The following is a 25,679-nucleotide window of genomic DNA, read 5'->3' as shown; positions in this document are numbered from 1 at the left end:
CGACAGGCACGCTACAGGTCTTCGCGATCACGCGGGCGGCCGGAGACGCCGCGGGCCGGACGGGTCCGGTCCAGAAGCAGCCCCGTGCCGTCGCGCACCATGGCCGTCGCCTCGTCGACGACATGGCGCAGCAGTTTCTCCCCGAGGCCGGAGCTCGATCCCGACGTCGAGGACAGGACGCCGCGGTGGGTGGTCCGTCCAACGTCGATGGGGTGCAGGTAGACACCCGCCCGGGGCGGGCTGTCGTGGTCGGGACGCTCGTCGGTGACGAGATCGGGACGCAGGTGGAGCATGAGGCTGGTCTCGGTGATTCCCGCGTGTTCGGCGTGCCAGCCGGGGAACCGGGGAGTCTCCGCATCGGTCCAGGTGTCCCGGACCAGGCTCCACCAACTGAACGCGAAGACCTCCATGCCGTCGAGCAGTCCCCGCTCGCGCACCTGGTCCAGTGCCTCGAACAGGAACGGCTCGTTCTCGTAGTGGCCGTTGACCACGACGAGGCGCGCCATGGGGAGAACCGTCAGCGCGGAGAGCGTGTCACGCAGGAAGCGCACGAGCGTGTCGCCGCCCACGTACACGGTACCGGGGAAGAACAGCCCGCCGCCGCTCTGTGGCAGGGACCGGGCACCGATCGCCTGCGCCGGCAGGGTGAACGCGTCGAGTTCCCGCGCGATCTCGGTGGCGAAGGCCTCCGCCAGGATCAGGTCGACGGAAAGCGGCAGATGCGGGCCGTGCTGCTCGATCGCCCCGATCGGCCATACGACGGTCCGTCCCCGCACCGCGTCGGCCACCTGTTCACTGGTCAGGTCGGTGAGACGCGACGGTGTCGCGTCACGGTGGGTCATATCGCCGCCTCCTGCGCCTCTTCGGTGGAACCCGGGACGGCGGCTTGCGGACCCACCAGGTCCCGGGTCTCCGCCAGAATGCGTTCGAGCGTCCGGTACATATCGGTGTGCAGGGCCGTGTAGACCTGTGCGACACTCGCGCCCACGCTGAGGTAGTCGGCCACGTCGCGGCCACTGCTCACCCCGCCACAGCCCATGACCGGCAGGGCAATGCCGCTCTTCCGTAACTGCCAGATGGCAGCCAGGACCAGCGGCTTGAGACCCGGTCCCGAGTAGCCGAACACACCGTTCAACTCCAGCCGGCCGGTCGTCGGGGACACGGCCGCGCCGGCGATGGTGTCGCTGAGGGTGATGGCGTCGGCGCCCCCGGCAATGGCGGCGCGCACCCGGTCCCGCAGTCCCTCACCGACAGCGAGTTTGACGGACATGGGCAGCGCCGTCTTGCTGCGGACCTCGGAAGTGTAGGCGTAGACCCGGTCGGGGTTGTCGTCCTCCAGACCGTCCTCCTCGTTGAGGCACGAGATGCCGAGTTCCAGGGCCTGGCAGCCGGTCGTCTCGACGTCCTTGGCGAGCATGGCCAGTTCGCCCGGCGTGTCGGCGTGCAGGGAGGCGATGACGGGCAACCGGTCGTCGGCGAACGAACGCAGCGTCTTCAGCCAGCCGTTGACCGACCGCTTGGAGTACGTGGTGCTGTTCAGCATCCCCACCGGCAGGCGCAGGATCCGCTCGTCGAGGCCCTGAGGGGGGCTCGGGTGGATGGTTTTGGTGACGACGGCGCCGGCTCCCTTTCCCAGCAGCCGGCGGATGTTGCGTTCCTGGTCCGTCAGCAGCCCGGATCCGACGATCACGGGGTTGGCCGGCGACAGGCCCAGGATGGGCACTTCGAGCATGGGTTGACTCCGTCCAGCGGTTGCGCGGATGTTCTGCGTGTGGGAGGAGTGCCGAGGGCGTGCAGGTCTGGCGTCGGCCCCCTCACGCCGGGTGCTCGGTGACGGCGAGCACGGCGTCGACGAGCAGGCTCGGCTTCTCCTTGAACTCGTCGAAGTCGACCGCCCGGACGCGTCCGACGCGGTGCAGGCCCTTGAGAAGGTGGCTCGCTGACTCGACGAAGGGCTGCTCGGTGACGAGTACGACGGGGCGCTCAAGGGCCGTGGCCCAACCGAGCTCGACGTGGGTGCCGTCCGTGCGCCCCAGGGTCTGGTCCTCCAGAACCGGCAGAATGGCCACGAAGACGTCGCACCTCTTCATCCAGTGGAAGTCACGGACGGCCACCTGCTCCGGTGTGAAGGACGCCGTCTCAGCTCCGAACTTCTCGGCGACGTGGGCTGAGAAGACGTTCGCGCCGTTCTCCGTGGCCGTGTGAACCGCTGCGGTGATCGCGTCCCGCAGGTGGCCGACGAAGCCACTCTCCAGGATGGCGTGCTGGATCGGCCCACCCACGAGGACATCGAGTCCCGCAAGGAGACCGGTCTGGTGCGTGGACGCTTCGTCCACGGACAGGCTGGGGTCCATGACTGGATCCTCCCTTGTGAAAGGTGCGGACGAGCCGAGGACATCCGCGCCGCCGGTCCGCTGAATACCACCCGCGGCATCTTCCGGCACCCTGGTCGTGATGGTGCGTCAGTCTCACGATATCGACTGCCACAGCCTTGACGTGACGCTTCCCTCAGCGCATGTGCGGTCGTAGAACCAACGCCGTTCTTTGCGTCTTTCGTCATCGTCCGTCGGCGTCGGCGCACTCGACGACGAGCCGCACGACAGTGTCCGGATGGCCTGTCAGGAAGAAGTGCCCCCCGGCAAGGATCCTCAGCCGGAAACCGGCCGTGGTGTGACTCTTCCAGGCTGCGGCCTCCTCCGGCGTGACCCGCGGGTCCCGGTCCCCGGTCAGACAGAGGACGGGCGCGTCCACCACGGCATCGGGGACCGGCCGGTACCGGGCGACGGCCCGGTAGTCGTTGCGCACGACGGGCAGGAACAGGTCCATGAGCTCCGGGTTGCGGACGATCTCCGGGGCGGTACCGCCGAGATCGGCGAGGTCGTCGAGGATCTCCTGGTCGCTGTCGAAGGCGGGGGTCTCACTCGATGCCGACGGGGCGGGCCGGCCAGAAACGACCAGGCGGCAGTGCGCCGTCAAACGGTCGCGCACGAGCCGGAGCATCGACTCGAAGGCGACGGACGCCCCCATGCTGTGTCCGACGAGGACCAGCGGCACGGGCTCTGCCGCCCATCGCCGCAGGGACGGCATCAGCCGGTCGGCGAGCTCTTCGACGGTCGCCACGAACGGTTCGCCGAAGCGCTCCTGCCGTCCTGGGTACTGAACGGCCGCGACGTGATACCCCTCCGGGAACCGCCGCGCGAACGGCGCGTAAAACGAGGCGGCGCCACCGGCGTGCGGAAAGAAGAGCACACGTGCGCGAGGCGGCGCAGCACCGCGCAATCGCCTGATCCAGGGGTCCTTGCCCTCCATCGGTGCTCTCCGCCCTTCTTCCCAGCGGCCGGGGCTGCCTGCCCGGCCGGCCCGGAGTGATCACCGTTGACCGTACGGTGCCCGCGCGCCGCTCGTCGAGGGGGCCCTCGGCGGGGAGCGGCTGCCAGTAGCCCGGGTCGGAGGCGGCTGTCAGGAGGGCTCGACCCCGTGGATGCGGCCGGTCCAACGCGGAGAGAGCCGTATCGGGTCCGGGCACCGGCGCCCACCCCTGTGGGTCCCTCACTCAGGTCCACACCGGGGACTGCTACCTGTTCGAGCCCTGCTGCTCATGGGTATGCCCTGCCTTGCCGACCGCACGTCAGGGCTCGGACCGAATCCGGCTGATGGGGGAATCGTGCGCACTCACGTGTCCGGACTGGGCCTCGGTCCGATCCGAGGGGACTACGCCAGCATGACCCCGTTCGCGGGCACCTTGCTGCAGATACTCAGAGGGTTTCTGCTGATCGCCTGGGTCGTCATGGCGGGTCTCACCGTCTTCACCCCCGACCAGGTGGACGGGAACCTCGCCTGGACGACGGCGGTGGTGCTCGCGGTGTACGCCGTGACGTTCGGGTGGCGTCTGCTGACCGCTCGGCTCGGCATGAACCGCTGTTACCTCCTGGCGGAGGGGGTGGCCGTGACCAACCGCTTCGGCCGGGTGATCGATTCCGTTCGGTGGAGCGACGTGACCGGTGTCCAGCAGACAACGGTCGTGGAGCTCTACATGGGAGCGCACCGCGTGGAGATTCACCGGAACCGGTCCGCCAAACCCCTTACATTCTTGGCACCCGGCGTGAAGTCGCGGCTGGTGGAAGCGCTGCTCGCCGAGGGGCGCCGCGCAGGATCCTTGCAGTGAGCCGAGGACAGAATCAGCCACTTCCGGCCACGGCCGCCCAGCAGTTCCTTGCCGCCACTCCCGCGAGGCACCACTCGCAGCGTCCATCCACCTCGAGCATCACCGCCCCGCCCTAGGCCGTTTTCTGGGCAGCGGGTGAGTCCTGGGCGGACAATTCTTCGGCCAGTTCCATACAGCGCAGGCGGGCCGGGGAGAAGTCGTAGGGCATCTTGCCGGTGGCTTGGACCACGCTCAAGGAGTCAGTCTCCCGCCTGCCGGAGCCGAGGTCGGCCTCGCCCTCGCCGTCATCGGCGGTGGCAGGGTGCAGAGTGTCCCAGGCGTCGAAGAGGGCATCGTCATCCTCATCCAGGCCGGACTCCTCGATGACGGCCTGCAGGGCGCCTTCGAAGGCGTGTCGCTCGAAAGCCACTTGAGCCACCCGTGGATCATCGACGGCGACACTGTCGTCGAGTGCCTCCTCAGTCTCATTGATGCGGTCGGATTCCTCCCGCAGAGTGGGATGCGTGGCCAGGACGACGAAGCGGGTGGCCTGGACGGCCGCGCCGAGCGGACCGAAAATCCGCTCGGTGACCAGCAGACTGTCCAGGTCCGGCTGACGCAGGGAGCCCTCGGGCAGGCTCTTGAGGCGTTGGGTGACGAAGTCGGAGAGCAGGCCCATCCGGCTGCCTTCGGTGCGCATCCGCTGCACAGCGGTCCGTTGCCGCCGCACTTCGGTCTCCTGCTCAGCGAGGGTTTCCTCCAACCGCTCCAGGATGCCCGCGATACCTTGTTCGCTGTCCGCACCGGCGGAAGCCGTGCCGGTGGTGAAGGCGTCACGGATGTCGTCCAGGGCGATCCCTGCGTCGGCCATCTTGCGAATCCACAGCAAGCGGATCATGTCCTCGTACCCGTAGCGGCGGCGGTCATCGCCGCCCCGCTCAGGCTCGGGGAGCAGGCCGATCTCGTGGTAATGGCGAATCGCCCGTGGCGTGGTGCCGACGAAGGCCGCCGCGTCACCGATCTTGACCTGCCGGGGTGGCATGAAGGACGAATGCATGAGCAGGGACCTTTCCTCAAGGCATCGGGGCCTAGGTCCACCGGACCACATGCCGTTACGGAAGGTGCAACCGCACCGGCGAAGAAGCAGCGCAAGCCGCACGCGGTCATGGAAGCCGACCGCACCACCGCGAGCAGTGAGCGGTCGGCGGTGAAGCAGATCGAGCAGGCGCGGCTGTATCCGTACGGGACCCAACCCGCCGGCCGGCACCGCCGCACCGCTATGGAGCCCGGCCGGATGCGCTGGTACCCGCCCCTACCCGCCTGCCCGCCTGCCCGCGACAAGTTCTGCATCGACCATGCCGAGCACAAAGAGCCGGGCAGCACGATCCGCCGCTACATCATCTGGCGGAACAAGCACGCCGCCGATATTCGCTTGCGCACCGTCGTCACGCGGGTCAACGTCGCCTGACACCCCACAAAGGCGGAGAAGATGACCACGCAGACCCATGACGTCGACTACGAACTCGTCGAGGCCGCAGCCCGCGTCGCACGCACGCGCTGCCGGGGCGACAACCACACCATGGCGGCCGCGGCCCGTGTCCAGGACGACCGGATTGTCACCGCCCTGAACGCCTACCACTTCACCGGCGGCCCCTGCGCAGAACTGGTTCTCCTCGGCACCGCAGCCGCCCAGGGCGCCTACGAACTGGACACGATCGTGGCCGTGGGCGATCGCGACCGAGGGGTCATACCCCCGTGCGGACGGTGCCGCCAGGTCCTTCTCGACTACTTCCCGAGCCTGCACGTCATCGTCGGGACAGGCGAGCGGCTCCGGACCGTCTCCATCACGGATCTGCTTCCCGAAAGCTATGTCTGGGCCGACCACCAGCTCGACGCCGGGGAGGCCGAGCCACTTGGCGCGGGCTGGCCCCGTGAGACATAGACAAGGTGAACGTCGCCTGGTGCGGCACTAGCCCCAGTGGGGGCAGGCGCGACTCAGTGGCCGGCCCGGGCGGGTCGGACAGAGGTCTTCACCGGGGCGGGTGCGGAGCTCCGCACCCGGCGTGCTGCTCGCCGAGGGAGAGTGCAAACAAGGTTCGCCTCGTCTGTCAGACTGCTCGGGTGATCGTCAGACTCGCGCGAGAGCAAGATTTCCCAGCTTTCCTCGGCTTGGCAGCGCAGGTCGAGCACTGGTTCGGCCCGATGGTCGAGGATCCCGGTTTCCATGGCGCCGTCGATCAGCACATTCGCCGGTCCACGGCGCTCGTCGCCGTTTCGGGATCGGATCTCCTCGGCGGCCTGCTCTTCGGTGCGAAGCCCCCGGTGTATCACGTCCATTGGCTCGTCGTCTCGGAGAAGGCACGCGGGCAGGGCGTCGGTGGGGCGCTGATGGCTGACGCCGTACGCAGGTTCGTGCTTGGCCCCGGGAGCATTGAGGTGGTCACCTTCGGGGCCGACCACCCGGGTGCCGTTGCCAGCGGTGCACGCGCCTTCTACGAACGTCTCGGTTTCACCCCGGCCGAGGCCACTGATCCAGGCCCGGAGGGTGGTTCACGGCAGGTCTATCGCCGGTCGGTCATCTGATCCGGGCGGCATTCGCCCTGGCGCCGACCTTGCCAGGGGGTTCGTCGGCGCCGTGTTCGTTCCGCGCATACTCGCTCTGCCCCTCCCCCAGTCAGCCTGGCGAGCACCGCGCCGTCCGGTCCAGCATCGGGACGGTGCGTCACATCACCACGGAACGGGATCCGCTGATGTGGCACCAGCAGGGCGCTCAGTTCGCCGCTCGAAGCAGGGGCTTCCTACCCGTGGTAGGCAAGGGTCGTCATCATCCCGGACTCGGAGTGGTAGATGTTGTGGCAGTGGAGCATCCACAGTCCGGGGTTGTCCGCGTCGAAGTCCGCCACCAGCTTGTTGTGCGGCAGCACGATCGACGTGTCCTTGCGGGCACCGTTCGAGTCCACGCCGGCGAGGGAGAACGTGTGGCCGTGCAGATGCACGGGGTGCCACATGTGGGTGGCGTTGATGACCACCAGCCGCACCCGCTCGCCCTGTTCGACCTTGTGGAGCGTGTCCGGGTTGTAGGGTGCGTGGTCGATTCCCCAGTCGTACTCCTTCATGCCACCGGTCAGCTTGACCCTGAGCAGCCGGTCGTACCCGCGGCGGGACATCGCCACCGACTCATCCGGCCTGAGCCGGCGGGCGGACACCAGTACCTCACGGTCCAGTTCCGCGGGGTGCGCGGACGGCTTGGGGACCGCTCCGGCGCCCGTACGCAGGACGGCCATGGCCCGGCCCTCCTTCCCCTCGGCGAGCGCGACGAGCGGGAAGACCCCGGACTGCGCGGTGATCAGCACGTCGTACCGCTCGGCCATACCGATGACCAGCGCGTCCGTCTTGAACGGCTGCACGGGAAAGCCGTCGCTGTGGGTGACGGTCATCCGGTGTCCGCCGAGCGCCACCCGGAAGGGTGATTCCCCGCCCGCGTTGATGATGCGCAGCCTGATCCGGTCGCCGGGCTTGGCCGTGAACTGCGTGGGGTCGTCCGCCGTGCGCCCGTTGATCAGGTAGTAGGGGTAGGCGATGTGTCCGGCGTGACCGCCCAGCAGTTTGCTGGTGGCTCCCGACGTCAGTCGCTTCGGTCCTTTCCGTCGGTACGGCGACGGCGAGGGTGCCCGCCCGGAGCCCTTCCCGTCGTCCGCTCCCCCGGGCGCGTCGTCCGCCAACGCCCCGCCACCGGCTCCGACGGGTCCCTCCGGCCTGTTGCCGTGTCCTACCGGGGGCTTGCCCTTACGGAGCTGGTAGAGGACGTCGTCGGGGGTGGAGCCGTCCACTCCGTCGATCCAGTCGTCCAGTACGACGATCCACTCGTGGTCGTACCCGAGTGGCTCCTTCGGGTCGTCGACGATGAGTGGCGCGTACAGGCCACGGTCGACCTGCACCCCCATGTGGGGGTGGAACCAGTAGGTGCCGGGATGCGTCGCGGTGAAGCGGTAGTCGAACGTCTCACCGGGTTCGACCGGCCGCTGCGTCACACCGGGGACACCGTCCATGTCGTTGCGCAGCGCAATACCGTGCCAGTGCACGGTCGTCGCCTCCGGCAGGTGGTTGGCCAGCGTCATGGCCACAGTGTCACCCGCGGTGACCCGCACCTCCCGGCCCGGCAGCAACCCCTCGTACGTCCAGGACCTGAAGGTACGTCCGGCGCCCAACTCGACCGGCGACGCGGTGGCCCTCAAGGTGTGCTTACGGAGCGGTTCGGCAGGGGCCGGATGTGCCCCGCCGGCCTCTCTGCCGTTCGCAGCGGATCCGGCCGGCCCGGGCGCGCCCGGATGGCCACCGTCGCGCGAGCCGGCAGGGGAGCAGGCGGCCAGCAGCCCGGAACCCGCGGCCGCGATACCGGCTCCGAGTACGGCGCGACGTGTGGGAGAGGTCTGACTGGTGCGGTCCGTGCGCATGACTGGGTGTACCTCGCTGGTCGGGAGATGGCAGGTGAAGGCGTGGGTCTGCCACCACCGCCCGGACAGGACCGGACGGCCGGAGGGGCTTTTCCTCACGAGGCGCCGACGGGGTGGTGAGCACATCCGGTGGGCGGCGGGACCGACTGTTGAGGGGATCGGCGAGCGTCCCTCGCTGATCCCCGGTACGCAGCTCAGTACGGCCGTGCGGATATCCCGAGCGGCAGGGCACCGGACGGCACCTGCTGTCCGGGCAGGCCGCGCCCGCATCCGGCCCTCGGGTCAGTCACCATGTGAGCACCCTACCCCCGCCAGGTATACATTCCGCCTATATGGGCACCTTCGACACGGTCATGCGATCAGTCCGCCCCGAGGAACAGGGCGGCAGCCCGGCCGGAGTGCGGATCCAGCAGCGTCGCCCAGGTCCTGTCCGCTCCCCAGCGGGCCAACCGCTCGTAGACCGTCTGCCACGGGATCAATGATCAGAGACCTCGCGGTCCGACGTACGAGCGATGTTGTCCGCGAACCGGCTCAGCCGATAGGTGCTCTGCTCCACTGGACGTCGGCACAGCGTGTCAATCCGGATGAGCGATTCGTCGATTCCCTCCGCCCGAAGCCGCCGCACGTGCCCCCGCAACTGTGCCTGGTCCTTGGTCTCAAGAACTACTTCCCACTGTCCGACGTCCGGCGCGGTGCGAGCAGCCAGCCGCTGCCTCCCTGCCTCTTGCCGCCGTCTTCTCTTGCCCTGTCCTGGCATCGACCCAGAATCGCCGGCCGACGTCAGCACAGCAAGAGAATTGAGCCGACCACCGGGCGACGCCGTCATCGCCGCTTCCACTCTCTCCTGACGCTCGGGCGTCGCCCCGTCAGCGGCGCTGTTGTCAACCACGGCTCATCAGGGAGCAGGCCATGGGCGACAATCACGCTCCGGTGCTCTTCCTCGGTTCCGCTTCTGTCGAGGGGCCGAAAGCTCTGAGTGTCGCGTCGACAAGCGCGTCTGCGTAGGCGGTCGTCAGCGGACTACTTCGGTGCAGCCACCTCTGGAAGAGCGGGGCGTACAGCATCTCGAGGGCCAGGTCGAGGTCGGCGTCAGGGGCGAGTTGGCCCGCCTTTTGCGCACTGCGCAGGCGCGATTTCTTCGCCTCGTCCAGTGGCCGGGCCAGCTTCTCGCGGTACTCGGCTGCCAGCGCAGCGTCGTTGGCGATTTCGGTGTTGAGAGCGCGGATCAGCCTGTCGAAGGAGGGGTCGGTGAACTCCTCGACCGTGGCGCGCATGACGAGCTTGAGATCGGCTTCCAGATCGCCCGTGTCCGGCAGCGTGACCGACTGCCCGTCCGCGTCCTCGCTCAGAGCCAGAAGGGCGGCGAAGACGACCGCACTCTTCGACGGCCACCGCCGGTAGATCGTCTGCTTGCCGACGCCGGCCCGGGCGGCGATGGCTTCGACAGTGACTTTCTCGTATGCCTCTTCGGTGACCAGGGCGCGGGCAGCCGCAAGGATGGCCTGCCGGGACCGTTCCTTGCGCCGGGAGTGGTCAGGCCCCCTCTCGTTGGACATGCGTCCAGCCTACCCATCAAGCGAAACGAAACGAACCGTATTGCTACGCGCGAAGTGGTGCCCTACGCTCATCGAACCGAGACGACTCGTTTCGTTTACCGAGAGTGAGGACTTGTGGCCGATCCAAGGATCTGGTTCATCACGGGCGCTTCCCGCGGCCTCGGCAGAGCTTTCGCCGAGGCGGCCTTGTCAGCCGGCGATCGCGTGGTGGCTGTTGCCCGCAATGTCGAGCCTTTGAAGGAACTGACCGAAAAGTTCCCCGATCATCTGGTCCCGCTTCCGTTGGATGTCGCCGACCGTCGGGCCGTGTTCGACGCGGTAGAACAGGCGGCGGCCACGTTCGGGAGGCTGGACATCGTCGTCAACAACGCCGGCGGGATGCTCTACGGCATGGTGGAGGAGGCTACGGAGGAGCAGATTCGGGCCCATATGGATGTGAACTTCTTCGGTGCTGTGTGGGTGGCTCAGGCGGTCCTTCCCCACCTGCGTGCCCAGGGTGGCGGACGGCTCCTCCAGGTCACCTCGATGGGCAGCGGCGGCGGCATGGCCACCGTCGGCTACTACGGTGCGGGCAAGGCCGCACTGGACTCGGTGAGCGAGGCACTTGCGATGGAGGTCGAAGGGTTCGGCATCAAGGTCACCATCGTTCAGATGGGTGGGTACAACACCGGTTTGTTCACTTCCGGCACCACGAACACCGAGCCCTTGGCGCAGTACCAGCCTCTGCGCACCGAGATGGAGGCGATGTGGGGCGACGCCATCGCCCCGGAGCCGGATGCTGCCGCCCCGGTCGTCATGGAGTTGGTCGCACTGCCGAACCCGCCGCGACGATTGATAGTCGGCAGCCAGTCCTTCGATCATGTGTTGGAGATGGACCGAGCCCAAGCGGATCTGTACCGGTCGTGGGAGCACCTCAGCCGTATCGCTCCAGGCTGACCGGGCCCAGGCCTCGACCTCGCCGGCTTCGTCCGGTTGCCCAGACCGAAGCCGGGGGTACGGGCCAGGCGGCGACTCACGACAAGGCCGGAATCGGTGCCCCGGACATCTTCCAGGGCAACGCCCGAACCACTGCTGTCACACCCGGGGAAATACGACCTCTGGCCAGTCGGCCGCGGAACCGTCGAGCAAAGGGCGTGCCAGGCCGCGCAGGTGCGTGTCGAAGAAGGCGGCCGTGTAGTCGCGCGTGAGCCGCCATGAGCGGTCACCCGAGAGCGGCGCTGCGGGATCGGACAGGCCCAGTCGGTCGGCCAGGACCGGCAGGTCCGTGAAAGTGAAGTGTTCAGCCCCGGCAACCGTCAGCCAACGCTTCCAGCCGTCCAGGCGGGTCCAGACATGCCGCCAGTCGCTCCCCGGATCACCGGGGCTGTGGGTGGCCAAGGCGCCCATCATCATGAACGGACGCCCATGCAGACCCGCCCCGGCCGACGGAACGAAGAAGTTGCCATCCAGATTCATGCCGGCCTTCACACGCTCATCCCGCATCATGACCGCAGCGGCGGCCGCACCACCGATGGAATGCCCTGCCACCCCGATCCGCCGGGCGTCGACCATGCGTGCGTACGGGAGGCTCCTCCCTCCCTGGAGCGTGACCGACGGTGCTCGAAGCGTTGTCAAGCGGTCGATCACGAAAGAGAGGTCACGTGCTCGGTCCATGGCCACCTGCGCCCGCTCCTCGTCTGTAGCGACCCGCTGGCACGCAAGGCAAGTGAGCACTCGTCCGCCGGGGAAGGACGTGCCGACGGACTCATGGGCGTGGTCCACCGCGGCAACGACGTATCCGCGGCTCGCCAGGTCGTTCGCCAGGGCGGTGAGCGTGCTGCGTGGCATCGAGAAGCCCGGTGACAGCAGCACCAGGGGGAAGCGGCCGTACGCCGGGCGGGCGTCAACGCGCGCGTGGGTACGCACACCGCTGACGGTCGTGGCGGGCACAATGCCGGTCAGGCCGCGCGCCTCCAGCAGCAGCCGAGCCTCCTCCTCCGTCATGTAGGCCGCTGGAGCGCTCCCTCCGGCTCGGGCTGGATAGTGCATCGACACCATCAGCTCCCTGTGGGCCGAAGGCACCCACGGGTCGCGACGCCGATGATCGGACATATGCAGCGTCTGTCCCCCCACTGCGTACCGGCCCGCGGGCCGCGGCAACGAAATGTCCGCTTCCGCCGTGTTCCAGGCTGAGAATGCAGGCGTGGGCGTGGGCGCGGGGGCGGCCACGGCGACGCCCGGGCTCTGGAGCGCGAGCGTCAGCGAGAGGCCGAACAGCGTGACAGCGGTGGCACCGCGAATGATGTTCATGACACCGGACGATAGGTTGCCGTGTACTGCGAACTCATCCACCGACAGCGGTAGTTGGGGCTACCCCTGCGGGAGGGGCGTCTCAGCCTCAAGTCTCATTCCCGCATTGACTGCAGGACGTGCAGACCCGCGCTGCCTGCACAGAAACCAGCCAGGATCCGCAGCGCCGACGCGAGGACGGCGCAACAGTCCTCCGCCTGCGTCATCTGAAAACCGGGCGAGCCCGGCTCAGCCGGTCGCCGCTTGACGGTGGGAAGTCCGCGCTGGTCCACTGCCTGCGAAGATGACGACATACGGTCCCCGAATTTCACCGGCGGGAGCGGGGCCGAACCGAAGGAGTGCGGCCATGTCAGCGAAAGCAATCGTCCGCCAGTCCATTGTCGACGTCCTGGAAGAGCGCCTGCGCACCAACATCTTGGACGGCACGCACGAGGCAGGCTCGCTGCTCCCGCCGGAGCGTGAACTCGCCGCGTCCTACGGCGTCACCCGTACCACCTTGAAGCACGCTCTGTCCCGGCTGGAGCAGGCAGGCCTGCTCCGCACCCGGCACGGCGTGGGCACGCGCGTGCTGGACTTTCTCAGGTCCGGGGGCGCCGACCTCCTCCCCATGCTGGTGAGGCAGGACGGGCGTTGGCTGTCGGACGTGTTCGAGGCGCGGCTGACCATCGGCGGGATCATCGCGCGCAAGGCCGCCTCCCGGTGCAAGGCCTCACAGGCCGTGGTGCTTCGCGCCGCGGTCGACGCCGTGGCCAAGGCGCCGGACTCGGCAGGCGCACAGCTTGCCGAGGCCGAGGTCCATCGTGAACTGGCCCGCGCCACAGGCAACCGCGTCTACGTGCTGCTCACCAACACTCTGCTGAATGCCTACCTGCCCGTCCGTCACGTCATGAGTTCTCCTTTCGCAGATCCCGCGATCGCTGCGGACCGAATCCGGCTCGTCGTGGAACCGGTGGTCGAAGGCAAGGTGCAGGAGGCCGGGCGGGCAGCGGAGAGTTACCTTCAGCTGACGGCAGAGGAGATGACCGCGGACCTCACAAAGCGCGGGCGGCTGAAGTGAGGCTTGGCGCGATCGACCGGTCATGAGGGCGGTGTAGGGGTCGGAGAGCTTGACCTATCGGGAGTGGGCTGATTCCCTGCCGTCAGTGGATGAGCCACTGAGCCACTGACTCGCGGCTCATCGTGACCTCCGCGGTCTTTTCCTGCGGCTGTGTCACGCGGCAGGTGACCCGGACTTTCCGGAGAGGGAGGGCGCCGTACATGAAGGCACGTCGGGGAGCACGCTTCGCCGAGACCATGACGGGAACACTGCGGCTCGACACGGCTGAGGGCGGAAGCCGACCCGTCAGACTCGACCTCCGGGTCGTCACTCCCGGCGCGTTCCGCCCCTGCGGCTCCACAACTGCTGCCTTGACGGGCCGCGTTCGCATCGGTGGCTGGGCCGACGATCTCCACGCCTCCGGCAGGATGCTGATCGCCCCGCTGTCACAGGGCCGGATCGACTACCACGTGCGCTTCACGGCTCTGGACGGTCACGAGTACGTCCTGGAAGGCCACAAGTCGCCCACCTGGCGCAGTCCGCGGCGGTCCATGACGGTCCTGCCGCTCCGCTTGCGACCGGCGCAGGAGGAGGACGACCGGGAGAGCCGCTCCGCCGGCGGTCAGGGTCTCTTGCGGTTCCGCCTGCGCACCTTGCCGTCGTTCGCGGCGAGTTGGCGCTTCCCTCGGTCCGCCGAGTCCGCCGAGTCCGCCGAGACCCTCACTGCGGCTCGCCGGGGCCGCCTCAACGTCTGGTACAGCACCTTCACCGACTCGAACACCGGCATCGGATTCTGGTTCCACCACGAGCTGGTGCGCCCGGTGAGCGGCGCGCCCTACACGCACGGCTGGGCTGCCGTGTACCAGCCTGACAGGTCCCCCGTCATCGACCGCTTCGGCCCCCACTCCCTGCCGGGGAGCGCGTCCTCGTCGCTTGGCGGCAGCATCCCCCCGCAACGCCCGGGCTTCCACTCTCCGTCCGCCATCGCCACCGCGCACGAACTGCGCGGAGAGACGGAGCAACTGACCTGGGACCTCAAGGTGAGTGCGGACTGCGCGCCCCTCCACACGTTCCCCCGGCTGGCGTGGAAACGCCGGTTGCTGCCCGCCGTGCACGCCGTCCCCCAGGCGCAGGCACGTTACACCGGGTCTGTGCGTCTCGACGGGAAGCTGCTCCCCCTGGCCGACGCCCGGGGTGCGAACGCCCGCATCGCGGGCCGCGGCAACGCCCACCACTGGGCATGGCTGCACGCCGACCTGGACGACGACACCGTTCTGGAAGTGGTGACGGCCGTCTCCGGCCTGCCCCTGCTCCGGCATCTTCCGCCGCTGGTGTTCCTGCGGCTGCGCAGAGCGGGACGGGACTGGCCGCGAGGCGACTGGCGCAGCTCACTGGGCGTGATGGGTGTCGGACGGTTCCGGGGACGGCCCCAGTTGCCGACCTGGACCGTGCAGGGACACGCGGGAGGGCGCCGTATCACCGTCCGCGTGCATCTGCCCGAGGGAAGCCGAACCGCGGTCGCCTATACGGACCCGGACGGCAGCCGGGCCGTCTGTCACAACAGCGAGCGAGCCGACGCCCACGTCCGCCTCGAGCAGCGGCGCGGCATGCGCTGGCAGCCCGAGCGGACCTGGGACGTGCGCGGCACCGCGCACGCGGAGGTGGGGCTGCGATGACGGCGGACCGTGGCCGGGCACTGTCGGCGCTGCTGCTGGACATCGGTACGGAGGCCGACCACGCGGACTGGGAGCGTGAGGTGCCCACCCGCCTGCTCGACATCCTCGCGTCCCTGCCCCCGTACATCCGCGCCGGCCTGCTCGCGGCGGACGCGGCACTCGACGGCGCCTCCCTCCTCAGCACCGGGCGGCGTGCCCATCGTCTGCCACCCGACACCAGAACACGGCTCCTGCGACGGCTGACCCGGCTGCCCGGCTTCGAGGTGCTGATGGACAACGTGAAGATCCCGTTGCTGCTGGCCGCAGGGGCAAGCCGCCACAGTGCCCGACGCATCCAGCCCTTGGTGCGCAACGACCCTCCGCTGGACATCTGCCCGTCATCCGACTGGCCCGGCGCACACCGCGCGGACGCCGTGGTGATCGGTTCCGGCGCGGGAGGAGCCGTGGCAGCGCTGACCCTCGCCTCTTCCGGACGTTCGGTCGTCGTGCTGGAGGAAGGACGACACTTCCCGACTCAGGAACTCGCCTCGCGTGCGCCCCTGGACCGATTCGCCGACGCCTACCGCGACGGCGGCGCCACCCTCGCCCTGGGGCTGCCGCCCGTGCTGCTGCCCCTCGGCCGAGCCGTCGGCGGCACCACCCTGGTCAACTCGGGCACCTGCTTCCGCACACCCCGCCACGTGCTGAAGCAGTGGCATCGCACGCATGGCGTCGAACTGGCGGACCCCGCCACCTTCGCCCGGCATATCGACCACGTGGAAGACCTCCTCGGCGTAGGCGTACCCGACCCGTCCGTCCTCGGCCGCAACGGCGCACTGGCCCTCCTCGGCTCCGAACGCCTGGGCTGGTCCGCCGCTGCGCTGCGCCGCAACGCCACGGACTGCGGCGGATGCTGCGAATGCATCGCCGGCTGCCCGAGCGGCGCGAAGCAGGCGGTCCACCTGTCCGTGCTCCCCGCGGCGTGCGTAGCCGGAGCCCGTATCATCACCCGCGCTCGCGCCACCGAGATCGTCACCGCACACCGTGCCGGCGCCCGCCGCGTCATCGCGGTCAAGGCGGTGCGCCCGGACGGCACGACCTTCACCGTCCGCACCGGCCTCGTCGTCGCAGCGGCAGGCGCCCTGCACACCCCCGCTCTGCTCAGACGCTCAGGACTGGCAGGTCACCCCCGACTGGGCCGCAACCTCGCCATCCACCCGGCCGTCAGCGTCGCCGGACGCTTCGCCGAACCCGTCACCGGTCCGGGCGCCGGCCCCAACGTCCTGCAGAGCGTCGGCGTCGACGAATGGCATCACGACGGGATACTCATCGAGGCGACCGCAGCGCCACCCGGCATGACCTCCTTCGTCCTCCCGTACCTCGGCAGCCGGCTCAAGCGCGAACTGAACGACGCCGGAAACCTCGGCCTCCTCGGCGCGATGGTCTCCGACCGCCCCTCCGGACGCGTACGCGGAACGCACCGCCCCGTCGCCTCCTACACCCTCCACGCCGAAGACGGTCACCGACTCCTGCAGTCCATCGTCCACATGGGCCGCATCCTCTTCGCCGCGGGCGCCCGCGAAGTCCTCACCGGCATACCGGCACACCCGTCCGTCACCTCGCCGGACGCCCTCGACGACGTCGTCCGACGCACCAGCCACCGCCGCCTCCACCTCTCGGCATTCCACCCCACAGGCACCGCCGCCCTCGGAGCGGACGACCAGCACTCCCCCACCCGCCCCGACGGACGACTGCGCGGAACGGAAGGAGTGCTCGTCGCCGACGCCTGCCTGCTCCCCTCGTCCCCCGGTGTGAACCCGCAGATCACCATCATGGCCCTGGCACACGCCGTGACAGAGCACGCCACCCGCTCCTGGCCCCGGGCGCCGGCCTGAGTGAACGGGTCGTCGGGGCTGGGGCAGCGGTGGGACGCCGTGCCCGGCCGGAGCAGCCGCTTCGGCATTGCTCGCCGGGCCCCCTGCTCGTGGCTCGCCGAGCGGGGAAAGCTTGGCCCCGGGGCCGCACGCAGGCCCGGGGGTCTCGCTCCCTGCACCGGGCCTATGTCGTTGCCGAGGCCTGGCTCACTTAACTCGTGCGACTCGGCGCAGCAACCGGTCGGCGAACCGAATGACCGGCACACCAGCAGTGGAAGAGCCACCGTGTACGTCACCGCATGAGCCCGGACGCTCCACTGCCCGCCCTACGCCCCATGCCCCGCTCGTTCGCCCGCCCTCCGAGCAGGGCGAGGTCAATGGCGTCGGCCATGGTGCGGTATCCGGTGGGGTTGGGGTGCAGGTGGTCGCCGATGTGCAACTCTTCACGGATGCGGCCGGTGCCGTTGGGGTCCAGGGCGCGGGCGAAGTCGACGACGGCGTCGTAGGCGCCGCTGGTACTGACCCACTGGTTGACCTGACCGCGGATCGCTTCGCCCTCGGGCGTCCAACCCGCCGCGCCCCGGTAGGGGGTGAGCGTGGCGCCTACGGCTCTGACCCCGCGGGTGTGGGCGGCGCGGATCAGTGCTCGGTGCCCGTCGATCAGCTGCCGAGCGGTGACCGGCGGGGAGTTCTGCTCTGCGCCGTCTGTGGGGTCGTTGGTCTTCTGGATGTCGTTGATGCCGATGAGCACGATGACCGTGCCGACTCGGGGCTGGTCGAGGACGTCCCGGGTGAACCGCGCGAGGCCGGCGTCGCCGCCGAGGACCGAGTCGGTGAGGAGCTTGTTGGAACCGATGCCGGCGTTGAGGACGGGGTGGGGGCAGCCGGCGGTGACCAGGCGTTGGGCAAGGTGGTCGGGGTAGCGGTCGTGGCCGTCGATGGTTGCGCCGAATCCGTCGGTGATCGAGTCGCCGAAAGTCACTACTGCTTCGGGCAGCGGGTGCTGTCCGGAGGTCTCGACTCCCTCGAGGTAATACCAGGATCCGTAGGCGGGCTGGACCGTGTCGGTGTAGGCGGTGGCGGACGGGTCGCGGTGGTGGTCGCCTGCTGCTCGGTAGGTGGTGGTCATGGACAGTTGGTGGTAGGTGGCCGGGCCGGTGGCCTCCTTGAAGTACAGGGTGATCGTGAGCTCGTCGAGTGGGTCGGTGGGCAGGGTGACCGGGTCACTGATGGCGCGCCCGCCGGCGGGGATGGTCGTGGACGGGCAACCGGCGAAGAGCAGGGTGCGCATGGTGTCCGGGTGTACGGCCGCGGCGCCGGCGGTGCGGCCGATGCCGGCGCCGGTGAGACGTAGGGGTGCACTGCCATAGGCGTTGGAGAGGCGAATTCTGACCTGGGCGCCGCCGGTGTGAATGCGGACGACCTGGCGGAGCGACTGGTCGGTGAAGCCCTGTTCAGCCCAGGTCTCGAACCACGGCGCGGTGGAGGGCCGCATCATCGGGGTTGTCCACGCGCCGTGCCAGACGACGGGACCGACCGCTGGAACCATGGCCTCGGCAGTGGGGACGGGCCTCGCGGGCATGAGCAGCGGAGGGTGGGACTCAGGCGGGATCATCGTCGGGCACTGTTCCTTTCATGTGCTGTGGGAGCCGGACAGTGGGTAAGGCGGGCCCGGCGCTCGGTGTGGTGGCCTACCGGGCCCGCTGAAGCGTGTGCCGGTGCCTAGTCGGTCGTGGCGGTGCGCCACTGCTCGGCCATGGACACGCCGGGCAGGGGCTTGCCGATCAGTGCGAGGGGGATGAAGAAGTTGACCTGCCCGATCGCCATGGCAAGGGTGGCCAGCGCCCTGTCGTCGTAGTGCTCGGCCACCCGCGCATACAGGCCGTTGGGGACTCGCTCGCCGTGTCCGCCGGGCGTGAGGACGGCTTCCACCAACTCCAGTGCCGCCCGCTCGGCCGGCGTGAAGTAGGGGGCGTCCTTCCAGGAGGCAACGGCGGCGATCTTCTCTTCCGGGACTCCCGCGCGACGCGCGTTGGCGGTGTGCATCACCGTCAGGTAGGTGTTCTCGACGAGCTGCCCGGCCCGCAGGTGCACCAGGGTGACAGTGCTCCGGGGAACCGCTCCGTTCCCGGTGATCTTGAAGAGAGCGGTGCTGACGTCGCCGAGTTCAGGCACCAGCTGCTGCGGGTCGGAGAACCGGGAGGTGAGGGTGTCGAGGCTGTTCGTCAACGTGTTCACAGGAGGTCTCCCTTGGTCAGTGCGGGCTGCTTCCCGGCCCGCTTGATCGGCTCGTTCACTTCACTGACGACGCCGACGGGGCGAAGGTGACCGATCGGCATGGACTTCCTCGTCAGCACGGCTTCGGTCGGCTGTGAGGGCGGTGTCGCACGTGCGTGAATGACACAGGCCCCCGCCTCGAGGACGCGCAGTCATCGGGGCGGGGGCAGCAGCGGAAAAGGTCAGTCCTCGACGGACGCGAGGTCGAGGTGGGCCAGGCGTGCGGGGTCGGACAGAATGTCGATGGAAGCGATCCTGCCTCCGGTGACGGCGAAGCTCATGACGGACAGCGGCTGCCCGTTGAGGGTGTTGACCAGGCCGGCGGAGCCGTTGACGAGTGCCCGGCGTGTGGTGGCGGCCGTGGCCATCCGTTGGAAGGTGTCGAGCCGGCCGGCCACCGCGGCGGCACCGCGGATCGTCCGCAGACCACCGGTGAGAGCACCGCCGTCCGCGCGCAGCACCACTCCCGGATCGAGGAGCGCGAGCAGCGCTTCGAAGTCGCCTTCACGAGCGGCGGTCAGAAAGGCGTCCACCACTCGGCGCTGGTCGGCCCGGTCCGAATCCGGGGGCGGCGTCGTGCCGCGGACCCGCTGCCGCGCTCGACTGGCGAGCTTCTTGGCTGTTGCCGGCGTGCGGTCGACAATGGGCGCAATCTCTTCGAATGACAGCCCGAACATGTCGTGCAGCACGAACGCCAGGCGCTCCGCAGGGTTGAGGGACTCCAGCACCACCAGTAAGGCCAGCCCCACCGAGTCCGCCAGCAGAGCCTGCTGCTCGGGGTTGGCTCCATCCTCCCGACCAATCACCGGATCAGGCAGCCGGTCCTCCAGCGGCTCCTCACCACGCCGCTTGCGGGCACGGAGCATGTCCAGGCAGACACGGCCGATCACTGTCGTCAGCCAACCTCCGAGGTTGTCGATCCGCCGATCGTCGGAGCCCGCCAGGCGCAGCCAGGTCTCCTGAATCGCGTCGTCCGCCTCGGCCAGGGAACCGAGCATGCGATACGCCACCGCCCGAAGGTGCGGCCGGTGCTCCTCGAACCGCTCGGCAAGAAACTCAGGAGGATTCACGATCACAGACCCTTCTCCGACAGCATCACCACTCTGACGTCCCACGCACGGAAAAGGTGACGGTCCTCGTCGTCCGCGGACCCTGAGAAGCGCACATTCGCTTCTCGCTGGCGTCCGACAGCGCAGAAGCACGACGGTTGGGAAGCAGACCGTCGGCAGGAGGCCGCCCTCCCTCGACTCAGCTCCTGGTGCCGGCCGCTGTCCGGTGCCCGCAGCTCCGTGCCATCTCGCCCGGCGGACTGACGTTCGAGCCGATCGGTGAGGTAGCCGAGCCGGTCGCAGGTGATGACGATGCCGCCGGTGGTGGCCGACCTTCGCCTCGGCTCTGCGCAACAGCCCTGGGAGCGATCTCAGCTACCGGACCTTCCTGGCGGCTGGGGCTCTATGCCACAAAACGCCGCCGAGGAAGGACACCGATCACGCGAATCGCGGTCGCCGCAGTCTTGACCGGCGCGTCCTGGTCAGGGAGTGGACCTCAGCGGCGGTGCTTGCCACGTCATCCCGGGCGGCTGGAGAAGAGGCGATGGCTCGGGTCCGGGGTCATCGGTGTCGACGACTCCAGCGGCCGCGTGGTCGAAGCCGGCGGGCCAGCGGGTTCGCTCACTGGCCAGAACCCCGGTCAGGCGGGCTTCGAGAAGGTGGGCGGTGCTCAAGTCGGTGCCGCGCAAGTCGGCCATGCGGAGGTCGGCGCGGTGGAAGACCGCTCCGTGGGCGTCAGCCTTACGCAGGTTCGCCTCGCGTAGGTCGGTCTCGGTGAAGTCGGCGTCACGCAAGTCGGTTTCGACCAGCTTCGCAGCCCGCAGGTCACCCAGAATGCAGCGAGCCCGGCGGAGAACCGCAGTGGTGAGGTCGGCGTGCCGCAGGTTGACTGAAACCATGGACGCCTGGGTCAGATTGGCGTGGTACAGGCCCGCCGCCTCCATGCAAGCGCGGTCGAAGTTCACCTCGGGGAACCACAGTCCGTCACAGTCGGCCCGGCGCAAGTCGGTGATGCTGAGATTGACCCAGGACTGCTCCCTGTGCCGGCACAGCACACCGAGCGCTGTCAGCGCCACCTGGGCGTCGGCAGCGCGAGTCTCCAAGGGGGCGATGTCGTTGATGGGCACGTCTGCCGCCGGTCCCCCCGGCCCGGCGGGTGGCCATGGTAGGTGTGCACGCAGATACGCGGCCTGGATGGAGATGATGGCCTCCCGGTCGCGGGCGGACTGCTCCGCGATCCGCCACAGCGCGTGCAACCCGCCGATGCGCACTTCCAGCTTGTCACTGCCGAGCTGGTCGACGGCCCGGCTGAACCGATCGGTGACGTAACCCTCCTGGGTAGCGCGCAAACCGTCCTGACTCACCCGCAGTTGCCGCCAGGTGGCGTACGCGCCGAAGAGCAGGACCAGACCGCCGACCACCTGCAGAAGCGTCGTACGGACATCGTTCACCGCCTTCAGCCGATCCTGCGCAGCGACACTCGCCCCGGCAAGATCGTGGTCGACCACCACCCCCGGCAGCGCGACGAACACCGCGCCCAGAATGACCAACCCGGCCCCGGTCAGCAGAACCGCGGCGGCACGGCGCCTGACCAGGCCGCCCTGCCGTGCCCGTCGCCGCCGGTCCGGTTCCCCCGTCTCCATGGCTCCGACAGCCTAGACGCCGCTCAGGAGACGATCAAGATTGCTGTACCACAGGCCCCCAACACGAGAACCGCCCAACATATCACGAGAGTTGGGGGCTACACCTGTCTTCATGGCCTGTGTTCATCCTGCCCTGTCCAGCACTGGCTACCCCGGCTGACCGCCGACTGATCACCGACCAACCAGTGACGCACGCCACGACCACGCACTGTCCGATCGGTCAGAACTGACCGATCGGACAGTTATGGTGGAGGCATGGCACGTTCCGCCTCCGCCATGCGCGGCCAGATCCTGGAGTCGGCACTGCGACTGTTCGCCGTGCACGGCTTCCGCGGCACCTCGTTGCAGGACATCGCCTCCGACGCGGGCTGCTCGAAAGCGTCGCTCCTCTATCACTTCGCCGGTAAGGAGAAGCTCCTCACCGAGTTGCTGATCCCGGCCCAGGACGCCCTCGCCGCGCTGCTCGACCGCGTGGCCGAGCTGAAGGGCGACCGGCTGGTGGAGGAGACCGTCGTCGGGTACGTCGACCTGACACTGCGGTTCCGCCGCGAGATCCGGCTCCTCTTCGAGGACATCACCGAGATGTCCTGTCACCAGGACCTCAACGTCATGGAGTTGGCGGACGGGCTGCTGGACGCACTGGCCGGCCGCTCGCAGCACCCACCGGCCCGAGTGGCGGCGTGGATGGTGCTGGGTGCCGTCTTCATCACCGGTGCCACCGACGACGAGGTGGCACCGGACGAGGTGCTGCGCGCCGAAATGATCCGCAGTGCGCTGCGCACACTCGACCACACCCCCAGTTGACCCCCTAACGGAAAGACGCTCCTCCATGGCGACCTTGCTGTACCGGCTCGGGCGGTTCTCCTTCCGCAACAGAGGCCGAATAGCCGCGGTCTGGCTGCTCCTGCTCACCCTGCTGGGCGTCGGAGCCGCCACCCTGATGGGCCCGACCAGCGACAAGTTCTCCATGCCGGGCACCGAGTCCCAGCGGGCCCTGGACGACCTCGACCGGCAGTTCCCCCAGGCAGGCGGAGCCACCGGCACCATCGTCGTCGCCGCACCCGAGGGCGCGAAACTGGACCCCGCCGCGGTGGCACCCGTGGTGAAGGAGGCCTCCCGGATCGACGGCGTCACCGCCGCAATGGACCCGTTCCAGACCGGCTCCGTCTCCCAGGACGGCCGCTACGCCCTGATCCAGGTGCAGTTCGACAAGGCCGCCGACGAGGTCACCTACAAGCAGAAGTCGGCCTACGAGGCCGTCGGAGCCGACGTCGAGGACCTGCGGGTCGAACACGGCGGCGAGGTCATGGGCGGTGACGTGGAGGTCGGCTCCACCGAGGCCCTGGGCGTCCTGGTCGCCGCGGTCGTCCTGGTCATCACCTTCGGTTCGCTGGTCGCCGCCGGCATGACCCTGCTGAACGCGCTGATCGGTGTCGCGGTCGGCATGGCCGGTCTCTTCTCCCTGACCAGTGTCATCGAACTGACCTCCACCGCCCCCATCCTGGCGCTGATGCTGGGCCTGGCCGTCGGCATCGACTACTCGCTCTTCATCACCTCCCGCTACCGCCAGTACCTCGCCGAGGGCCTCAAGCCCGAGGAGGCCGCCGGCCGCGCGACCGGCACCGCTGGCTCCGCCGTCGTCTTCGCCGGCGCCACCGTCGTCATCGCCCTGGCCGGCCTCTCCGTCGTCGGCATCCCCTTCCTGAGCGTGATGGGCCTGGCCGCGGCGGGCACCGTCGCCGTCGCCGTACTGGTCGCCCTCACCCTGCTGCCGGCCTTCCTCTCCTTCGCCGGCAAGAAGATCCTGCCGCGCAAGCAGCGCCACACGGACGAGCACGCCAGCGAGGACGGAGCCACCAGCGAAGGCTTCGGCTTCACCTGGGGCCGGCTGGTCACCAAGCTGCGCATCCCGCTCCTGGTCGTCGGCATCCTCGGGCTGGGCGCGCTCGCCATGCCGGCCCAGGACATGCGCATAGCCCTGCCGGACGCGGGCACCGCCGCCGAGGGATCCCCCGCACGTCAGGCGTACGACCTGACCTCCGAAGGCTTCGGTGAGGGCTTCAACGGCCGTCTCATCGCCGTCGTCAACGGTGAGGACGCGCAGTCCACCGCGGCGGCCGCCGAGAAGGCCACCGCCCTCATCAAGGACACCGACGGCATCCTCACCGTGGCCCCGCCGCAGCTGAACGAACAGGGCACCACCGCCCTGCTGGCCGTCATCCCCGAAGCCGGCCCGACCGCCGTCGCCACCGAGGACGCCGTCCACGACATCCGTGACCGGGTCGCGGACATCGAGGGCGCCGACATCGCCCTCACCGGCGCGACCGCCCTGGGCATCGACGTCTCGGAGAAGCTCGCCGACGCCCTGCCGGTCTATCTGCTCCTGGTGGTGGGCCTGTCCATCCTGCTGCTCATGCTGGTCTTCCGGTCGATCCTGGTACCGCTGAAGGCGGCCCTGGGCTTCCTGCTCACCGTGGGCGCCACCTTCGGCATCACCGTCGCCATCTTCCAGGAGGGGCACCTCGCCGGCCTGGTGGGCGTCGACACTCCCGGCCCGCTGGTGAGCTTCCTGCCGATCCTGCTCATCGGCATCCTGTTCGGCCTCGCCATGGACTACGAGGTCTTCCTCGTCTCCCGGATGCGCGAGGACTTCGTCCACGGAGCCGACCCGCAGGCGGCCATGGTCAGCGGCATGGGCCACAACGCCCGCGTCGTCACGGCAGCCGCGCTCATCATGACGTCCGTGTTCGCGGGCTTCGTCCTGATGGACGACCCGATCATCAAATCCATCGGGTTCGCCCTCGCCGTCGGCGTGGTCATCGACGCCTTCGTCGTCCGCATGGCGCTGGTCCCGGCAGTGATGTCCCTGCTCGGCCGCGCCGCGTGGTGGCTGCCCAAGCCGCTCGACAAGGTCCTGCCCGACCTCGACATCGAGGGCGAGAAGCTGAACCGCCAACTGGCCGAGGAGACACGCGACGAGACCCTCGTCTCGGCCTGACCCCGCACCGCACCCGGAGGACGGGACCCGCACGACGGTCCCGTCCTCCTCCTTTCCCCCGTCCATCGGTCTGGCCGGTCAGGGCGAGCAGGAGCATCAGGCCCACAGGTCCGAAGCGATCAGAACTCGGTGATCGACCGGCCCGTGGTAGGAGGCCCTCAAGTGGGCGCGGAAATGGGGCCGTTCCCCCCAAGGATTGCCGCAGCGGGAGCAGTTCATGAGCGGTGATCAGCGGGCAGGGGCAGGAGGACGACATGTCTTACCGCCAGTTCCTGTCCTCAGGCGCCGGGGAGGGCACTCCGCCTTTCTGGATCGTCGTCATCGCGCTGATCGTGATCGTCGGGGTGGCGTTTCTGGTCAGTAGGGCGCGTCGTAGGTAAGACCGTCTGCCAGGTACGAAGGACGCACCGCGAGTCCCGGACGTCGTGCTCCCCCTTGGGTGATGCGCACTTCGGGTCGTACGACGGTGGGGGCCGGCTACCGTCCGACTGCCGCGCCATCGGGTGCGTCCTGACCACAACGCAGGCGGCTCCTTCGGGGCAGAGTGACCCAACGGGTCCCCTGCCCCGAAGGAGCTCGGTCGGCCGGGCGGCGGGTTACCGGCGCTCGGCACAGGTCGATGCCGTGCTCGACCCCTTCAGGTTCAGTTGAAGTTCACGTCGCTGCACCACATGTAGGCCTGGTCGAGGTGCGAGGCCTGCCAG

Annotated in this window: 21 protein-coding genes and 1 pseudogene; 10 read left to right on the top strand and 12 right to left on the bottom strand. The window is 69.0% G+C overall.

What is annotated here, in order from left to right:
* Positions 1-11 precede the first annotated feature (11 nt).
* The 4 genes from IE118_RS29350 to IE118_RS29335 form a co-directional block, all read right to left on the bottom strand.
* Positions 12-842, bottom strand: a complete 831-nt coding sequence (locus IE118_RS29350) for a creatininase family protein (protein WP_189561119.1) — start codon at positions 840-842, stop codon at positions 12-14.
* Positions 839-1,732 carry a beta/alpha barrel domain-containing protein gene (locus IE118_RS29345; RefSeq protein ID WP_189561118.1) on the bottom strand — a complete coding sequence of 298 codons (894 nt, stop codon included), beginning with the start codon at positions 1,730-1,732 and terminating at the stop codon, positions 839-841. Before IE118_RS29345 ends, IE118_RS29350 begins: the two co-directional genes overlap by 4 nt.
* Positions 1,733-1,814: 82 nt before the next feature.
* Entirely contained in the window at positions 1,815-2,354 is a 540-nt protein-coding gene (locus tag IE118_RS29340; protein ID WP_189561117.1) for a nucleoside 2-deoxyribosyltransferase, read from the bottom strand.
* Between the two features lie 202 nt (positions 2,355-2,556).
* A complete protein-coding gene (locus IE118_RS29335; protein ID WP_229846986.1) occupies positions 2,557-3,309 on the bottom strand; it encodes a thioesterase II family protein in 753 nt (250 codons plus the stop codon).
* 412 nt (positions 3,310-3,721) lie between these two features.
* Here IE118_RS29335 and IE118_RS29330 point away from each other — a divergent pair, with 412 nt between their 5' ends.
* Complete coding sequence (locus IE118_RS29330; RefSeq protein WP_229846985.1) at positions 3,722-4,165, top strand: hypothetical protein; 444 nt, start codon at positions 3,722-3,724, stop codon at positions 4,163-4,165.
* Positions 4,166-4,277: 112 nt separating this feature from the next.
* Here the strand turns inward: IE118_RS29330 and IE118_RS29325 are convergent, their stop codons facing one another.
* Positions 4,278-5,201 carry a MerR family transcriptional regulator gene (locus IE118_RS29325; protein WP_189561115.1) on the bottom strand — a complete coding sequence of 308 codons (924 nt, stop codon included), beginning with the start codon at positions 5,199-5,201 and terminating at the stop codon, positions 4,278-4,280.
* A 294-nt stretch (positions 5,202-5,495) separates the two neighbouring features.
* Here IE118_RS29325 and IE118_RS34655 point away from each other — a divergent pair.
* From IE118_RS34655 to IE118_RS29310, 3 genes and pseudogenes are all read left to right on the top strand, one after another.
* A pseudogene (locus IE118_RS34655) lies at positions 5,496-5,612 on the top strand (transposase); the annotation flags it as partial.
* A 21-nt stretch (positions 5,613-5,633) separates the two neighbouring features.
* Positions 5,634-6,086, top strand: coding sequence for a cytidine/deoxycytidylate deaminase family protein (locus IE118_RS29315; RefSeq protein WP_189561114.1), 453 nt, complete (start codon positions 5,634-5,636; stop codon positions 6,084-6,086).
* 179 nt (positions 6,087-6,265) lie between these two features.
* On the top strand, positions 6,266-6,727 hold the full coding sequence (locus IE118_RS29310; protein WP_189561113.1) for a GNAT family N-acetyltransferase: 462 nt from the start codon (positions 6,266-6,268) through the stop codon (positions 6,725-6,727).
* A gap of 215 nt (positions 6,728-6,942) precedes the next feature.
* Here IE118_RS29310 and IE118_RS29305 read toward each other — a convergent pair whose 3' ends face one another.
* Both IE118_RS29305 and IE118_RS29300 read right to left on the bottom strand, forming a co-directional pair.
* Complete coding sequence (locus IE118_RS29305; RefSeq protein ID WP_189561112.1) at positions 6,943-8,598, bottom strand: multicopper oxidase family protein; 1,656 nt, start codon at positions 8,596-8,598, stop codon at positions 6,943-6,945.
* A 920-nt stretch (positions 8,599-9,518) separates the two neighbouring features.
* Positions 9,519-10,154: a TetR/AcrR family transcriptional regulator gene (locus IE118_RS29300; protein ID WP_189561111.1), complete on the bottom strand. Its 636-nt coding sequence runs from the start codon at positions 10,152-10,154 to the stop codon at positions 9,519-9,521.
* A 114-nt stretch (positions 10,155-10,268) separates the two neighbouring features.
* On the opposite strand from IE118_RS29300, the gene IE118_RS29295 reads away from it, so the two are divergent.
* Positions 10,269-11,090: an SDR family NAD(P)-dependent oxidoreductase gene (locus IE118_RS29295; protein WP_189561110.1), complete on the top strand. Its 822-nt coding sequence runs from the start codon at positions 10,269-10,271 to the stop codon at positions 11,088-11,090.
* Between the two features lie 138 nt (positions 11,091-11,228).
* Here the strand turns inward: IE118_RS29295 and IE118_RS29290 are convergent, their stop codons facing one another.
* On the bottom strand, positions 11,229-12,443 hold the full coding sequence (locus IE118_RS29290) for an alpha/beta hydrolase family protein (RefSeq protein WP_189561109.1): 1,215 nt from the start codon (positions 12,441-12,443) through the stop codon (positions 11,229-11,231).
* A 346-nt stretch (positions 12,444-12,789) separates the two neighbouring features.
* Between IE118_RS29290 and IE118_RS29285 the strand changes: the two genes are divergently transcribed.
* From IE118_RS29285 to IE118_RS29275, 3 genes are all read left to right on the top strand, one after another.
* Positions 12,790-13,500, top strand: a complete 711-nt coding sequence (locus IE118_RS29285; protein ID WP_189561108.1) for a FadR/GntR family transcriptional regulator — start codon at positions 12,790-12,792, stop codon at positions 13,498-13,500.
* A 350-nt stretch (positions 13,501-13,850) separates the two neighbouring features.
* Entirely contained in the window at positions 13,851-15,155 is a 1,305-nt protein-coding gene (locus IE118_RS29280) for a tocopherol cyclase family protein (RefSeq protein ID WP_229846983.1), read from the top strand.
* Positions 15,152-17,029: a GMC family oxidoreductase N-terminal domain-containing protein gene (locus IE118_RS29275; RefSeq protein WP_189561106.1), complete on the top strand. Its 1,878-nt coding sequence runs from the start codon at positions 15,152-15,154 to the stop codon at positions 17,027-17,029. Before IE118_RS29280 ends, IE118_RS29275 begins: the two co-directional genes overlap by 4 nt.
* 271 nt (positions 17,030-17,300) lie before the next feature.
* On the opposite strand, the gene IE118_RS29270 is transcribed toward IE118_RS29275, so the two are convergent.
* From IE118_RS29270 to IE118_RS29255, 4 genes are all read right to left on the bottom strand, one after another.
* Positions 17,301-18,557 (bottom strand): SGNH/GDSL hydrolase family protein, encoded by a 1,257-nt coding sequence (locus IE118_RS29270; RefSeq protein WP_229846982.1) that lies wholly within the window; start codon positions 18,555-18,557, stop codon positions 17,301-17,303.
* Positions 18,558-18,730: 173 nt separating this feature from the next.
* The gene (locus IE118_RS29265; RefSeq protein ID WP_373303245.1) at positions 18,731-19,237 is read right to left on the bottom strand and encodes a carboxymuconolactone decarboxylase family protein; all 507 of its coding nucleotides are present in this window, start codon (positions 19,235-19,237) and stop codon (positions 18,731-18,733) included.
* A 230-nt stretch (positions 19,238-19,467) separates the two neighbouring features.
* A complete protein-coding gene (locus IE118_RS29260; RefSeq protein ID WP_189561103.1) occupies positions 19,468-20,361 on the bottom strand; it encodes a sigma-70 family RNA polymerase sigma factor in 894 nt (297 codons plus the stop codon).
* A 455-nt stretch (positions 20,362-20,816) separates the two neighbouring features.
* A complete protein-coding gene (locus tag IE118_RS29255) occupies positions 20,817-21,977 on the bottom strand; it encodes a pentapeptide repeat-containing protein (protein ID WP_229846981.1) in 1,161 nt (386 codons plus the stop codon).
* A 255-nt stretch (positions 21,978-22,232) separates the two neighbouring features.
* Between IE118_RS29255 and IE118_RS29250 the strand changes: the two genes are divergently transcribed.
* Entirely contained in the window at positions 22,233-22,781 is a 549-nt protein-coding gene (locus IE118_RS29250; protein ID WP_189561102.1) for a TetR/AcrR family transcriptional regulator, read from the top strand.
* Between the two features lie 25 nt (positions 22,782-22,806).
* Positions 22,807-24,975, top strand: a complete 2,169-nt coding sequence (locus tag IE118_RS29245) for an MMPL family transporter (RefSeq protein ID WP_189561101.1) — start codon at positions 22,807-22,809, stop codon at positions 24,973-24,975.
* The last annotated feature ends 704 nt before the right edge of the window (positions 24,976-25,679 follow it).

It is taken from the genome of Streptomyces pilosus, from assembly GCF_014649835.1.
In the GTDB taxonomy this organism is placed as follows: domain Bacteria; phylum Actinomycetota; class Actinomycetes; order Streptomycetales; family Streptomycetaceae; genus Streptomyces; species Streptomyces pilosus.
This window is presented reverse-complemented; position numbering and strand designations above follow the sequence as displayed.